At 63.4% G+C, this 15,030-nt stretch carries 14 protein-coding genes; all 14 read right to left on the bottom strand.

The annotated features are described in order from the left end of the window. Positions 1-4 precede the first annotated feature (4 nt). The 14 genes from ACOQPI_RS10915 to ACOQPI_RS10850 all read right to left on the bottom strand — a co-directional run bounded on the left by ACOQPI_RS10915 (position 5) and on the right by ACOQPI_RS10850 (position 15,012). Positions 5-1,405, bottom strand: coding sequence for a trypsin-like peptidase domain-containing protein (locus tag ACOQPI_RS10915; RefSeq protein ID WP_420619669.1), 1,401 nt, complete (start codon positions 1,403-1,405; stop codon positions 5-7). A gap of 51 nt (positions 1,406-1,456) precedes the next feature. Continuing rightward, on the bottom strand, positions 1,457-4,951 hold the full coding sequence (smc, locus tag ACOQPI_RS10910; RefSeq protein ID WP_420619668.1) for a chromosome segregation protein SMC: 3,495 nt from the start codon (positions 4,949-4,951) through the stop codon (positions 1,457-1,459). A gap of 72 nt (positions 4,952-5,023) precedes the next feature. Further along, positions 5,024-5,869 carry an Fpg/Nei family DNA glycosylase gene (locus tag ACOQPI_RS10905; RefSeq protein WP_420619667.1) on the bottom strand — a complete coding sequence of 282 codons (846 nt, stop codon included), beginning with the start codon at positions 5,867-5,869 and terminating at the stop codon, positions 5,024-5,026. A gap of 52 nt (positions 5,870-5,921) precedes the next feature. Further along, positions 5,922-6,626: a ribonuclease III gene (gene rnc, locus ACOQPI_RS10900; RefSeq protein ID WP_420621026.1), complete on the bottom strand. Its 705-nt coding sequence runs from the start codon at positions 6,624-6,626 to the stop codon at positions 5,922-5,924. A gap of 14 nt (positions 6,627-6,640) precedes the next feature. Further along, on the bottom strand, positions 6,641-6,940 hold the full coding sequence (locus ACOQPI_RS10895) for a phosphopantetheine-binding protein (RefSeq protein ID WP_419848389.1): 300 nt from the start codon (positions 6,938-6,940) through the stop codon (positions 6,641-6,643). 89 nt (positions 6,941-7,029) lie between these two features. Further along, positions 7,030-8,025, bottom strand: coding sequence for a phosphate acyltransferase PlsX (gene plsX, locus ACOQPI_RS10890; RefSeq protein WP_420619666.1), 996 nt, complete (start codon positions 8,023-8,025; stop codon positions 7,030-7,032). Between the two features lie 77 nt (positions 8,026-8,102). Then, positions 8,103-8,282, bottom strand: coding sequence for a 50S ribosomal protein L32 (rpmF, locus tag ACOQPI_RS10885; RefSeq protein WP_420619665.1), 180 nt, complete (start codon positions 8,280-8,282; stop codon positions 8,103-8,105). A gap of 70 nt (positions 8,283-8,352) precedes the next feature. Then, on the bottom strand, positions 8,353-8,850 hold the full coding sequence (locus ACOQPI_RS10880; protein WP_420619664.1) for a YceD family protein: 498 nt from the start codon (positions 8,848-8,850) through the stop codon (positions 8,353-8,355). 18 nt (positions 8,851-8,868) lie between these two features. After that, positions 8,869-9,459, bottom strand: a complete 591-nt coding sequence (locus ACOQPI_RS10875; RefSeq protein ID WP_420619663.1) for a hypothetical protein — start codon at positions 9,457-9,459, stop codon at positions 8,869-8,871. Between the two features lie 46 nt (positions 9,460-9,505). After that, entirely contained in the window at positions 9,506-9,985 is a 480-nt protein-coding gene (gene coaD / locus ACOQPI_RS10870; protein WP_420619662.1) for a pantetheine-phosphate adenylyltransferase, read from the bottom strand. Between the two features lie 27 nt (positions 9,986-10,012). Continuing rightward, the gene (locus ACOQPI_RS10865) at positions 10,013-10,537 is read right to left on the bottom strand and encodes an RsmD family RNA methyltransferase (protein WP_420619661.1); all 525 of its coding nucleotides are present in this window, start codon (positions 10,535-10,537) and stop codon (positions 10,013-10,015) included. 2 nt (positions 10,538-10,539) lie between these two features. Beyond that, on the bottom strand, positions 10,540-11,169 hold the full coding sequence (locus ACOQPI_RS10860; protein WP_420619660.1) for a GNAT family N-acetyltransferase: 630 nt from the start codon (positions 11,167-11,169) through the stop codon (positions 10,540-10,542). Between the two features lie 16 nt (positions 11,170-11,185). After that, positions 11,186-13,357, bottom strand: coding sequence for an ATP-dependent DNA helicase RecG (gene recG, locus ACOQPI_RS10855; RefSeq protein WP_420619659.1), 2,172 nt, complete (start codon positions 13,355-13,357; stop codon positions 11,186-11,188). Further along, a complete protein-coding gene (locus ACOQPI_RS10850; protein WP_420619658.1) occupies positions 13,354-15,012 on the bottom strand; it encodes a DAK2 domain-containing protein in 1,659 nt (552 codons plus the stop codon). The genes recG and ACOQPI_RS10850 overlap by 4 nt, the downstream gene beginning before the upstream one ends. Between the last annotated feature and the right edge of the window lie 18 nt (positions 15,013-15,030).

The raw sequence follows: 15,030 nt of genomic DNA, 5'->3' as shown, positions 1-15,030 counted from the left end.
ACCCTTACTCCTCGTCGGGCTCTTCGAAGGATGGCCGAGAGCCGATGACCACGGTGAGATTGATGTGCTCGCCGTCGCGGACCACCTCCAGCTCCACTTCCGTTCCCGGAACGCGGAACTGAACCTTGGCCGCCAACTCGGTGAACGTTGAAACCACCTCACCGTCGATCAGCACGATCAAATCCCCAGCCATCAACCCGGCTTGCTCGGCGGGAGTGTCGGGCGACACTTCCACCACCAGGGCACCGGGAAGGCCAATCTCCGGATCAGTTCCGTATACGCCCAGATATCCCAGTTCGGTGCTCTCTCCGCTCAATATGCGCTGCGCGATGTTGAGGGCGATGTCAGAAGGGATGGCAAACCCCAACCCGATGTTCCCAAACGAACCGTCGGTCTGGATAAGCGTGTTCATTCCGATGACCTGACCGTTGCTATTGGCCAGGGCACCCCCTGAATTGCCCCGGTTTATGGGTGCATCGGTCTGGATCATCTCCACAAAGGCACTGTCGCCGGTTCCCTCTCTCACCGCTCGCCCCACCGCGCTCACGATCCCGGAAGTCACCGATTGCTGCAATCCGAACGGGCTTCCCACTGCCACGGCCAACTGTCCCACTTCGACGGTTGACCGGTCGGCAAAGACCGCGGGCGTCAGCGTCATGTCGGTATCGACCCTCACCAAACCCACATCAATGGCCGGTGCTGTGCCCACCACCACGCCCTCCGCCCGGACCCCGTCGGCAAATTGAACTCTCACCGTCTCGGCCTCACCGAGAACGTGGGCGTTGGTGAGAATGAGGCCGGACGCGTCGTAGATGATCCCCGAGCCCTGTCCGTACGTCGGAGCATCCTCGGGGATCTCCGACTCAAGGTCAGGGCTATCCGGGTTAAGATCAGGAGGCGCTGGGGATTCTTGATCCAATGCATCCACGTTCACCTCAATGAGCACTACCGAGGGAATGACCGCACGGGCCACCGCCACCACCGGATCGCCGAGCACCAAAGGAGCCTCCGATTGGCCCGAGTCAGAGGGTTCGCCGGACGACGGCGAGTCGGAGGGTGCCACGACCATCGGTGTCTGAAGCGGTGGCGATTCCTGTGGTGAGGCACTCACCACCTGCGGCCCGGAGACCACCACGATCTCAGGAGGAGGGGCATCCTGATTGAAAAAGACGCTGCCGACACCGATCCCGATGCCCACCAGCCCAAATACGGCCAAGACCACCGACGTCACCAGCATGACCACTGCGGGATTGCGGGGTTGGCTCGACCGATCTCCTGCCGGCACCCAGGACACCACCTCCACGGTGCGGGGGGCTGGCAAGTTTCTGGGCTGCTCGGCTGGGCCTTCCAGTTCCCACCCCAAGGGATCCCACTCCGACCGGGGATCGTCGGGCTCGTTGCTCATTTTGTGTGGTGAGTTTCCAGCGGCTCGTTACTCATCTTGAGTGGTGAGTCCTCAGCCTTGTTCGAGGAGTACCTTCGATTGCGAGGCTACCACCACTTTTTCGGAAAGCACCTTCGAGCTGCCCCCCGGCTTCATGGAAACGCCGTAGAGGCAATCGGCCGCTTCCATCGTGCGCTTTTGATGGCTGACTATCAGCAACTGGGCATCAGCTCGGAACTCGTCGATGAGCTGAAGGAAGCGGTGCAGATTGACATCATCAAGAGCCGCCTCCACTTCGTCCATGACATAGAACGGCGAAGGACGGCTGCGGAACACCGCGAATAGAAAGGCCAGCGCGGTAAGCGAGCGCTCCCCTCCCGAAAGCAGGCTCAGGCGGCGGATGTTCTTGCCCGACGGTCGGGCCTCGATCTCCACCCCGGTGTCCAGCAGGGCGTCGGGCTGGGTGAGCCGCAGCTTGCCCTCGCCGCCGGGAAACAGCGTCTGGAACAGCTCGGAGAAGTTGCGCTCCACATCGGCATAGGCCGACGAGAACACGCTGACGATCTCCTCGTCGATCTTGCGAATGATCTTGCGGAGCTCTCGACGGCTTTGTCGAATGTCGTCAATCTGGCCCTGGGTGAACTCGTAGCGCTCCGAGAGTGACTCGTACTCTTCCAACGCCAACGGGTTCACGGGCCCCATAATTCGCAGCTCCTGCTCCAGTGCCCTGATCCGGTCGGCGGGAGCAACACCCGGCTCGAGGGGAGGGCATTCCGCAGCCACAGCCTCACCGGGTTCGCAGTCCAGCTCCCGGCGGCAGCGGTCGACCGCCGCCTCCAGCCTGATCCCCGCCTCGGCCAACTCAATCTCGGCGCTGCGGTCTCGTTCTTGGCACTGTCCCAGCCGAGCCTCGGCCTGGGCCCGCTGGCTTCGCAGCTCCTCAAGCCTCCGGGCCGCGGCCCGAGCCGCCTCTGATTCCTGGGCCCGTCGGCGGCGAAGGTCCCCAAGCTGGTGGTCTGCCTCTTGGACCCTCCGAGCCAATAGGTCTGTGAGTTGGTCGACGACAGCCAACCGCAAGTCGACGGCCTCCCGTCGAGATGCAACTTCGGCGCGAGCTTGAGCCATCTCGCTCAACCGCCGCTCAATATCGTCTCGCTGTGTCGATAACAGGCGGCGCCGCTCTTCCAACCCTGCGGCCCGTATTCGGTAATCAGAGCGAAGGGTGCTCACGGTCTGGGACTTGTGAGACAACTCATCACGTTCTCGGTTCATGCTCTCCACACGCGCCTGATGCTCGGCTTCCCTGGCCTCGTGTTCGGGCAGTTCCTCTTGCAGCTCGCCAGCCCGACGTCGATCCTCGGCAATCCTGGCATCCAGTTCGCGGCGACGGGGACCGAATGCAGCAATTCCCACTTCCACGTCGCGCAGCTCCCGCTCCACCGCGGCGGCCCGCCCCCGGGCAGTCTCCAGAGCCTCCGACTGGCTCAATGCCGTTTGCCGAGCCTGGGCCGCCTGCTCTTCGGCCTCCTCTCGCCGGCGGTCGACAACCACCAGATCTTCCTTGGCGGTGACCTCCGCTTCAGATGCACGCGCCAAAGACTGCTCGGCTTCTTCCAGCAACCCTCTGGTGGCCCCTGAGCGCCGAACGCCCACTCGCCATCCCAACGGGGAGAACCGGTCGCCCCGGCGGGTTACCACCACCGCGGAGGGATCGGCGATTGCCGCCGCAGCCGCCTGCTTGCTGCTCTCCACCACTCCAACCGAGCCAACCAAGGCGTCGAGCAGCTGGTCCATACCCGCTACCGAGGAATGCACGTGGGAGCGCAGGGGAACCCCCACCACAGGGGTCGCCGCGGCTGGGCCCGATCCGCTCAGGGCCAAGACCGCCCCGCTCACATTGTCTGCTTCCAGGGTGGCAATGGCTCGCATGGCGACCTCGGTATCGGTGGCCACCACGGCGGCCACCGCCTCGCCCGCCGCGGCTTCAAAGGCCGCCTCCCACCCCCGATCAATGTCGACAACCTCGAGTAGCGTGCCGACCACACCATCGATGCCGGCCAAACGCTGGGCACCAGACTGATCGCGTGCCTCGTCCAAGGCGAGGGAAAGGGCCTCCCGTCGCGCCTCCCACGCATGGCGTTCTCCGACTATTTCGGCGAGCGCGGCTCTCTGTTGCTCGCTCACCGCTCGGGCCTCGTCTACCAACCGATCGGCACCGTCAAGCTCGTGTCGCTGGGACTGCTCAGCCTCTTCGATGCTTGTGGCCTCAGCCCAACATCGGTCCAGCTCCTCCACCAACGCCTGCTGACGTCCTTCCAACTCCTCAAGGTTCCGGCCCAGGCGGTCTGATTCCGCTTGGTCCCGTTGGATCGACGCCTCCAAGATTCTCAACTCGCCTTTGATCCGAGGGGCATCCGGTGCCGATAACGGCAGGTTCTGGTCGCCCCACCGCTCGTCGAACAACAGACGAAGCTGTTCCAACTGCTGTTCGGCATCAGCCACAACGGCCTCATCGGGTGCCAATGCCTCCGCGGCGTCCTCAACTTCGCGCAGCTCTCTGCCCAGTCGGTTTGACTCGGCCTCCAATGTGGCCACCACATCCTCGTCCACGCCGGCATTTCGCTCCCGCTGCAAGCGCAGGCGGCGCTCCGACATAAGCGCCTCCATCCCTCGGAGCCGTTCGGTGAGCCCCTCGAAGCGCATCAGCGCGTCGCTGATGTCCTGCCCGTCGGCCGCTGACAATTGAGCTTCGGCCGCGGCCAAGTCTCGGTCTACGGCCTCCACCTGGACCGCCAGTTGCTCCATCTCGCGGCGATCGGCCGCCTGGTCCTGAGTCAGCTGGCGAACCCGCCGGCGAAGCTGGTCGATCTCCTGTCCCGCAAGATGGCGGCGAAGGCCGCCCAGTTCGGCCAGAAGGCCGCCGTGCCGCCGGGCCGCCTCGGCTTGACGCTCCAACGGCCGCAACTGGCGTCGAATCTCGCGCACCACGTCGGATAGCCGGGTGAGGTTGGCCTCAGACGCGGCCAACCGCCGTTCCGACTTCTCCTTGCGGCGGCGATACTTCAACACGCCCGCCGCCTCCTCGATCACAGCCCGACGGTCTTCAGGCCGGGCGTTCAGAACCCCCTCGATCTGGTGCTGCGAGACGATCACGTGCTGTTGGCGGCCAACGCCGGAGTCGCTCAGCAGTTCCTGAATGTCGAGCAGCCGACAGGGCACTCCGTTGATGGCATACGTGCTGTCCCCACTCCGGAACAGGGTCCGAGTGATGGTGACCTCTTCGAATTCGATAGGCAGCAGGCGTGAAGAGTTGTCGATGCTCATCGACACCTCCGCCCGACCCAACGCCGCTCGAGAGGCAGTTCCCGCGAAGATGACGTCTTCCATCTTGGACGAGCGCACCGACGTCGGGGCTTGGGCCCCCAGAGTCCAGGCCACCGCGTCGACCACGTTGGATTTGCCGCTGCCGTTGGGCCCGACGATTACCGTCACGCCGGGCTCGAATACCAGCGTGGTCGGATCGGCGAATGACTTGAACCCCTTGAGCGTCAGCGCCTTCAAGAACACCTAAGCGACCCTACCCAGCCGAAGGGCGCGATTTGTGGAACTACGCCGAGTTGGCTGAATGGAGGCGTCGGGTCAGATCTGGCACTGCTCGCAGTAGTACGTCCACCGGCGGCGGAAGCGGTACTTCTGGATCGGGCGATGACAGCGGGGGCAGGGCCGTCCGCCCTTGCCAGCCTGCTTGAACACGTTGAGGTACTCCTCGTAGCCGCCCGGCTTTCCGTGTACGTCCACGTAGAAGCCATCCTCCAAAGTGGCTCCCCGGTGTTTGGCCGCATCGTGCAAGGTTTCCACCATCGCCCGGTGCAATCGCCTGACCTCTTGAGGTCCCAAGGAGTTCGGCAGGCGGTCGAACCGCAAACCAGCTGCGAACAAGATCTCGTCTGAATACATCTCACCCAGTCCAACCACCACGCGGTCATCGGTCAGCACGGCTTTCAGCTTGGCGTCTTGGGCCAAAAGGATCTCGCCGAACATCCGCCACGGCACCGGCTGTTCGAGGGGATCAATCCCCAGTCCCCCCAACTCGGGGACTTCCTCAATCAGCTTTTCGGCATTGGCCAAGAACAGCGTGGCATCGCCAGTTCCGTCAACCAGTCGAAGCTGCCCGCTCTTGGTGAAGGTGATCGCCACCGCGGTATTGGGCTCAATGCTGTCTCGGTTGGCGTGGCGTCGGAGCTGGCCCCCACTGCCCAGATGAGCAACCACCACATCCTCGCTGTCCAGACCCATAATCAAGTACAGCCCCCGACGGCGGACATTGGTGATCTTCATCTTCTCCAGCCGGGCCGCAAGCTTCTTTGCCCCTCCGGACCGCTTGGCGTGCCCGGTTTCGAAGACCTCCACAGACTTGATGCGAAGACCAGACAGTTCTCTGTCCAGGTCGCGGCGAATGGTCTCGATTTCGGGTAGTGCGATCATCGGATCACTCCTCGTAGTCCTTCTCCTTCTACCACTTCTGCTCCTGCCGAGATCACGGGGCTGCTCCAGAGACGGCGGCCACTTCATCATGGTTCAGGGTTTGCCAGGCCGAGGCAGCAGCGGCCTGCTCGGCTTGCTTCTTGGACCGACCTCGGCCTCGACCTCGTTCTTCGCCGCCCACATGCACAACGGCGAGGAACTGCTTGGCGTGGTCGGGGCCCTTCTCCGTCAGACGGTACTCCGGGGCATTTTGGCCGCTGCGGGCGCAGTACTCCTGCAACCTCGTCTTGAAATCCCTGATGCCCGGGCGTTCAGATGCCGCGGCGATGCGATCATCCAGCCATCCCCGAACCAACTCGATCAGTTTCTCCCACGGGGCATCCAGATAGACCGCGCCGATCACCGCTTCCATGGCATCGGAGAGGATTGACAGCTTTTCCCGCCCCCCGGACGCCTCTTCACCGCGACCCAGGCGGAGGGCCTTCCCCAGCTGCAACTCGACCGCGAGATCGGCCAAGGCTTCGGCTCGGACCACCTCGGCTCGCAGCGGCGCCAGTTGGCCTTCCGCCATTTCGGGGTAGGCGGTGTAAATGTGGTCGGTTACCACCAAAGCCAAAACGGCATCACCCAAGAACTCCAGACGCTCGTTGGAAGAAGTCCCGGAATGGTCGGCACACCAGGATCGGTGGGTCAACGCCTCGACCAGCAAGCTGGGCCGGACGAATTGGTAGCCGAGGCGATCGGCTAGAGCAGCGATGTCGGATTCAGCGGTCAGGAGCTTCGGCTCAGGCGGCCGTGGACATAGTCGACGGCGTCTCGCACCGTCTTGAGATCCTCCAGGTCTTCGTCATCGATGCTGAAGCCAACAGTCCTCTCGCTCAACTCCTCTTCCAGGGTTTCCACGAGCTCGATGAGAGCAAGTGAATCGGCGTCGAGATCGTCGGCAAATGCCTGTCCTTCGGTGATCCGGTCCGGGGAAATCTCCAAGATGTCGGCCAGGCATTCAGTGACGAGGGTCAAAACCCCGTCGCGATCTAGCGGGCTCTGTTCGACATGGGTTTCGGATGGCACGGCATCTCCGGGGCGGTTCAGCAACTCGGCGCCCGACAAGTATACGCCAGCTTGTCCCTCTCCTTACCCACCAAGGACTGAGGGAATCCCTATTCGGAGGACAAAATCCGGCGCAATGACCCCACAGTGTCGCGTTCGGCCAGTTCATGGGCCACTTCTATGGCATTGGCCAATGCCCTTGGGGACGACGCCCCATGGCTGATGATCGTGACACCCCTCACCCCGAGGAGGATGGCACCACCCACCGAATCGGGGTTGAACTTGTCGTATAGCGGGGTCAGCGCGGGTGCCAGCATCTCGGCTCCCTGCCTGGCCTCGTCAGAGGAGTCGAACGCCTCCAACAGGGCGCTGATTAGTTGCTTGGCCACGCCCTCAGCGGTCTTGAGGGCGACGTTCCCGGTGAAACCGTCCGTGACGATCACATCCACCAGATCCTCCAGCAGGTCCCGTCCTTCGACATTGCCGGCGAACACCGCACCCGTCCGGGCTTGCCAGGCTTTGTCCTCCAACAACTCAAAGGCCTCCTTGACCAAAGGCGATCCTTTGCCGGCCTCCTCCCCGTTGGACAAGAGCCCGACTCGGGGCTCTGCAACCCCCCAGCGGTCGCGGCAGTACACCGCACCCATCTGGGCGAACTGCACCAGCCACTCCGCGCTGCACTCGGTGTTGGCACCCGAATCCAGCATCACGTTTGGCCAAGCACGGCCGGGAACGACGATCGGCGTGGCAATAGCGGGACGGGACACACCCCGGATACGCCCCATCCTCAACAGGGACGCCGCCATGGCCGCTCCGGTATTGCCACCGCTGACCATGGCAGAGGCGCGGCCATCGCGAACCGCCTCGGCTGCCCGCACCACAGAAGAGTCCTTCATCTTTCGCACGCTGGACGCCGCTTCGGCCCCCATGGAGATCACTTGCGACGCGGGAACCACCTCGAACTCGCCGTCATCGGGCAATTGCTCGGGTTGACCCACCAGCAACACGGGAATGCCCTGCTCAGCCGCGATTCGGACACCAGCCAACACCGACTGAGGGGCATTGTCGCCCCCCATTGCATCAACGGCAACGGGAAGCGATGTCAAAGGACCCTCTCATATTGCGATTTGGCAAATTGCGACATGGCAAATTGCGATATGGCCAATTGGCGGTATGGAAGGGCTCAGGCCACTTCCATGGCTTCGCGGCCGGCGTACCACCCGCACACCCCGCACACCCGGTGCGGCCGCTTGACCGCTCCACAGCGGGGACACGTGCTCTGCGCTGGTGCCGATACTCGCCAAGCCGCGGCCCGACGGCTTCGGCCCTTGGCCTTGGAAGTTTTCTTCTTGGGTACAGCCATCGAACGGTCCTAGGTGTGGAGAAAGAATGCCGCGCCGCGGATGAAACCGGCGCTGATGCGACTAATAAATCTACTGGCCCGTTTGCAGCGCGTCTAACGCAGCCCATCGGGGATCCTTGGGGCGATCATCGCCGGTGGGCTCGGGTTGGTTCATCGGATAGTCATCAGGGGCCGGTCCGAGGCAGTCGTCCGAGCAGAGTGGGGCGATGGGCAGAGCGAGAACAAGGCAGTCGCGCACCATCGGCGTCAGGTCCACCTCTCCGTCATGAATCGGGTACGTCTCTTCATCGGTTGGGGCGGTGGCGTACATCTCCCGCAGATCCTGTTGCACTGTCTGCTCAATGGGCTCCAGACACCGCCGACATGACCCGCGCCATCCAGCATGAAGCGAGCCGCTCACTTCCAAACCGCTAATGGCCGACTCCAGATGGAGGTGGAGATCAACCGGCCCGTGTACCACGGCGTCGGAGTTGGACAGGTCGTCGAAGTGGGCCTGGAGGGAGATCTCCCGTTGCGAGCCGGGACGGCGCAGCAATTCTGCCACCGGCACGACCAGCTGCCTCGACATGGTGCCTCCTCCCGCGGTTCAGCCCACGGTGTCTTGATCGAAAAAGCCGTCGTCGGGCTCTGGTTCCGGTTCGGAATCGTAGGCCCGAACCAAGTCGGCAAGCGGGTCGCCTTGCAGCCGGGACCGGGCTTCCTTGACGGTATTCAAGATGCGCTCGAGGGCGTTTTCGAAACTACCCAATTTGGTATCGCAATAGTCCTCGGTCTCCAAGCGCAGTCTGCGGGCGGTGGCCTCGGCCTCCTCTACCATTCTCCGGGCCCGTTGTTCAGCCGCCTTGACTACCTCCGTGCGCTGCACCATGGCCTCAGCCTGCGACCGGGCGGCCACCAAGATCTCGTCGCCCTCCCGGTGGACCCTCTTCAAAAAGTCCTCACGCTCCTTCAACAGCCAACGAGCTGCCCGCATCTCCTCGGGAAGACGGTTCAAGCAGCTCTGAAGCAGCTCGAGAACTTCGTCCTTGTTGATCATGGAAGAAGCCGACAGCGGCATGGGGCGGGCGGTATCCACCAGCTCAATTGCCCGTCTCAGCAGCAAGTCGAACTCGGGATCCACAAACGTCCCGGCCACTGCCTGGTGGGTTGCAGATGTATTGGGATCGATGTCAGCCATCTTGGTACCTCTCGATCAAACGTTTGGCCACCGGAAGGAAACCACGTCAGTCATCTCGATATCTCTCCATCAGTTGCTTGGCCACCGGAAGCGGGACCATGGAGTCGATTTGTTCTCCGAAGCGAGCAAGCTCGCGGATGAGCTTGGATGCCAGGAACGAATGCTTGCTGGCTGAGGGGATGAACAGCGTGTGAACCCCGGAGATGGCCTGGTTCATCTGGGCCATCTGAAGCTCGTTCTCGAAGTCGGAAACCGCTCTGAGGCCCTTCACAATGAAGTCGACCCCTTCTTCTCGGGCCAGATCCACCACCAGGCTGGCGAACAGGGTGGTCCGCACATTTGGCAAGTGGGCGAAGCACTCATCCAACATCGATTGACGCTCTTCCAACTCGAACAGAGGAGTCTTCTGCGGATTGTGCACTGCGGCCACAATCACCTCCTCGAACAGACGCGCCGCGGTCTCCACGATTTCCATGTGCCCGTTGTGTATCGGGTCGAACGATCCGGGAAACAGGACGCGCGTCACGAAGGGTTCTCCTGGGGTCTGTCGTTGCTATTGCTGGCTTGCAATCACCACAACGGTACCCGCGTAGCGGCGCTGTTTGATGACATCCCAGCCGGATCCTGGAACCACAGCCTGATCAGACTCAGCCATCACCACATCGGCGGGAATCTGGGACAGCAGTTCTGGCCAGGCGTCGAATTGATAGGGAGGATCGCAGAGGGCCACGTCATAGCCATCACCGAGTCGGGGAAGCTCCTCCCATACATCGCCGGGCACCACTCGGCAGCGATCGTCGAACCCCGTGGCCTCGATGTTCGCCTGCAACGCGGCCAACGCCGCCGGTGCACACTCCACAAATGTTGCCGAGGCCGCGCCCCTCGATACGGCTTCCAATCCCAGAGCCCCTGATCCGGCAAAGAGGTCCAGAACAACAGCACCTTGCAGGTATCCCATGCTGTGCAAGGAATTGAACACGGCTTCGCGAACCCGACTGGTAGAGGGACGCACGTCTATGCCCTCTGGGGTGCTCAACCGACGGCCCCTGGCCTCCCCGGCGATGATCCGCAGCGTCATGGCTACTCGGGGGGGCGGGGTTCTCGGGCCATGGGAGTGATGAGCACCCCGTCGCCCACCGTGAATTCGCCGATGGACTCGAATCCGTGGCGGCGATAGAAGCCCACGTTGGCCGGGTTGGTGGACTCCAGATAAGCCAACTCGCCGATTCGGTCACAGCGGTTCAACATCGGAGCCAGCACCTTGCCGCCCAGGCCTTTGCTCTGCTGGCTGGACGACGTGCCCAGCACCGACAAATACCAGTGGGGCTCAGTCAGGCGAGCCTGGTGCATCTTGCCCAGAGCCTCCAGTCGAGAAGGGGCCAGATCGCCCAGTAGCTCAGACATCAAAGCAGCAAATTCCACGGCCCAATCCGACATCTCCTCGGAGTCGTCATCGCGGCCGGCGGATTGCGCCTCCCCGTCTCGGGGCGGCTGCCAATAGGCGACGCAGCCGTCGGTCCGAGTGCCGTGCAGTTCTGCTCCGACAGGAAGACGGTCTAGCAAGAACCCCCACCACTGTCGTAGGCATCCCACTCGGGCGGAGTCATCGGGGAACACCCATTTCATCAGCGGGTCCTGCTCGAAGGCATCGGCCCAGATCGCGGTTATCTGATCCCTCCTCTCCAACCCCATTCGCACGATCTCCAACACGGTGCCTCCCAAAAACTCAGCTCTTCATCAGGTAGTCGGCGTCGTCGTCCACCAGCAACAGCTCCACCTCGGAGCGCAGCTCGGCATGCCGTTGGAGGTCGGGGTCGTCGTCCAACATCTCCCCGGCTGCTTGACGAGCCCACACCACCCAATCCTTGTCCCGGCGCAAAGAGGCCAGCTGCAAGTCGCTTCGGCCCTTTTGGCGCTCGCCCAAGATGGTGCCCTCCCCCCGCAATTCCAAATCGGCTTCGGCCAGCTCGAACCCGTTGGTGGTCTCCACCAGAGCCCGGAGCCGCTCAGCGGCAATCCCCACTGCGTCGGCAGCCAATAGGCAGCACCACGACTCGTGGATACCCCGGCCAACTCGACCTCTGAGCTGGTGAAGCTGCGCGATCCCGAACCGATCGGCGTCCACAATCACCATGATGGTGGCGTTGGGCACATCCACCCCCACCTCGATCACGGTGGTGGCCACCAACACGTCGATGCCCCCGCTTCGGAATAGATCCATTACCGATTCCTTCTCCGCCGGGGTGAGCCGGCCGTGAAGCAGCCCAACCCGCAGTCCAGCCAGCTCATCGGCCTGAAGACGCTCGTAGGTCTCGGTAACCGACCGGGCTTCGATGCTGTCGGACTCCTCGATCAGCGGACACACCACATAGGCCTGTCGGCCCTGTCCGACTTCGGCTCTGACCTGCTCCCACACCTCGGCTTCCTCGGGCGCGGTTCCGGCCCATCGGGTGGCAATCGGGGTTCGCCCCGGGGGCATCTCGTCCAGCGTGGACACGTCCAGGTCGCCGTACACGGTCATGGCCGCTGTTCGGGGAATAGGGGTCGCCGTCATCACCAGCACATCGGGAGACGCCTCTTGGGAGCCCTTGGCCCGTAACGCGGCCCGTTGTTCCACTCCGAACCGGTGCTGCTCATCCACCACCACCACTCCAAGCGAGGAGAAGTCCACCCCTTCTTGAATGAGGGAGTGGGTGCCGATCACGATGTCAATTGCTCCTGAAGCCAGGGACTCCTGGATGCGGGTCCGTTCGGCGCCCGCGGTCTGATTGGTAAGCAGCGCCACCCGCAAGGGCCGATCGGCCAACAGCGAATCGGACGCGGGCACCACCAGCCCGTCAAGCAGAGTTCGAACTCCCAAGTAGTGCTGAGTGGCCAGCACCTCGGTAGGTGCCATCAACGCGCCTTGGTGACCGCCTTGCACCGCGGTGAGCATGGCTACCACTGCCACCACGGTCTTGCCCGCCCCCACATCTCCCTGCAAGAGGCGGTGCATGGGCACCGGGCGAGCCAAGTCTGCTGTCACTTCGCCGATCACCCGCCGCTGGGCGCTGGTCAGGGGAAACCCCAGCGAGCTGGTGAACCGATCTACGAGTTCTCCGCTGGTGTCATGAGTGATGCCCACGGCCGACTGCTCCACTGCCCGCTTGCGCATGATCAGCTTGAGCTGGAGCCGGAGCAGCTCGTCGAACACCAGCCGATTCCGGGCGGCGTAGTGGACATCCATGGTCTCTGGGCGATGGATGCTGTCGATGGCCTGGTGGCGGTCGATCAATCCGTGATGCTTCCGCAGGGACTCGGGAATCGGATCGCTGATCCCCCGCTGCTCGGATCGGCGCAAGGCCTCGTCCACCCACCGCCTGATCTCGCGGGTCTGGAGTCCGGCTTTGCCCGACTGGGGGTAAACCGGCACGATGCGCCCGGTCTCGTCTCCCACCAGATCGACTATGGGATTGGTCATCTGGTTCTGACCTCGATACCGGTCCAGTTTCCCGAACACCACCACCTCTTGGCCCTCGGACAACTGGCGATCCCGCCAAGGCTGATTGAAGAAGATTAAACCCAAACGGCCAGTGTCATCGCTGACCGTCACTCTGACCATCGTTCGGCTGCCTCGAAGCCTCTTGGAGAACACGCTGTCCACCCGGGCCATCACCATGGCCTCCACCCCGTCTTCCAGGTCGGAGATGGCGGCTCGGTTCGTCCGATCGATGTAACGACGGGGGTAATAGGTCAGAAGATCCAGCACCGATTCCACCTCGACCGCGGCCAGCGCCTTGGCTTTGGCTCGACCCACACCGCTCAGTACTTCGACGTTCATGGCCTTGAATTCGGCCATCGTCAGCGGAGGCCGATCGGCCACCTCCTGGTCAGAGCTGACCACCGATGACAGGGTCACTCCACCCCGAAATAGAACGGATAGAGCGGCTGGTTGCCCTCGTGGATCTCCACTTCCACCGCGGGATGGCGCTCGGCCAGCCAAGCGGCCACTTCGTCGACCTCCGCGGTCGTGGCATCGGCGCCGGAGATGACCGTGACCAGCTCATGGCTGTCATCGATGAGCTCGTCCAAGAGCCCGGTGGCCGCCTGAGCCGCGCTTGGGGCCACCACCCGCAGCCCGCTTCGATCCAGTCCCAGCCACTGGCCCGCGGCAATGGGTCCCAGCTCGCTCTCGGTGTCGCGCACCGCTTGCGTAATCTCCCCGGTCACCACGTCGGCGGCGGCTTCGGCCATGGCCGACAGATTCTGTTCAGCATCGGCCGACGGGTCGTAGGCCATCAAGGCGGCCAGGCCTTCGGCGATGCCCCGGGTGGGCACCACTCGCACGGTGGCGTCGGTGCATTCGTCCACCCGCTCGGCCACCGGCACGATGTTCTTGTTGTTGGGCAGCAACACGATCTCGGAAGCGTCGAGCTGCTCGACAGCCTGCATGAAATGCTCTGTGGAGGGATTCATGGTCTGGCCTCCGGCAATGACCGCTCGGACCCCCAGTGATTCGAAGATTCGGCGCACTCCTGTTCCCACCGATACCGCAACAACCGCGGTACGCACCGGCTCGCCGGCCACCGTGGTGACCGTGCCGCCGATCTCGGCCTCAGCCATCGACTCGATGTGTTCAACCTGCTCGAACAAATCAGTCACCCGAATTTCGAACGGGCGACCGACGCCGATGCCCGCCTCGATGCTGGCCCCGATGTCGTTGCTGTGGATGTGGCAGTTCCACAAGCCATCACCACCCACCACCACGATGGAATCACCCAAGGCCTCCCAGGCGGAACGGAAGTCGCCGATGCGGTCGTCGTCGGCCTCCAAGAAGAACATGACCTCATAGCGGGTGCCGTCGCCTTCGTCTACGGCACCATGGGGGTCATCGGCCCCGGCTACCGCCGCGCCCACCCCCGCGGTTGGGTCCACCGGCGGCGGGTCGGGCAGCGGCCGGCCGTCCATCGCGGTGATCAGCGCATCCAGAAAGAGCAGAAACCCTGCTCCCCCGGCGTCAACCACATTGGCCCGGGCGAGTTGCGGCAACAGCTCCGGAGTGCGGTCCAGTGAGGCCCGCCCCGCCCGCTGGCATTCCTCCACCATTTGGACGAGACCGTCGACGCCCACCTCAACCGCCTCGGAGGCGGCTGTCGCCACATCCCGCACCACAGTCAGGATGGTTCCCTCCACCGGGGTGGATACCGCTTCGTCGGCCGCGACCGAAGCCTGTTTCAGCGCACCGGCCAGTACAGGGGGATCCATATGGCCGGCCGCGGCCACCGTGTCGGCCAAGCCGCGCAAGATCTGCGACAGGATCACTCCAGAGTTGCCCCGAGCCCCCATGAGCGATCCGTGGCTGATGGCGTGGCACACCTCGGCCATCCCCTCACCAGCGCCGGTCACCTCGGCCACCACCGTTTCCAGGGTGAGCGCCATGTTGGTGCCGGTATCGCCATCGGGAACCGGGTAAACGTTGAGCTGGTTGATCACGTCCCGGTGCATGCCCAGGACGTCTCGGTACCGCTCCATCGCCGCCCGCAATCCATCGGCGCCCAGCCGGTTTGCCGTCATGCTCCGCGATGCTACCTA

It is taken from the genome of Candidatus Poriferisocius sp., from assembly GCF_965219815.1.
Taxonomy (GTDB): Bacteria; Actinomycetota; Acidimicrobiia; order Acidimicrobiales; family Bin134; genus Poriferisocius.
This window is presented reverse-complemented; position numbering and strand designations above follow the sequence as displayed.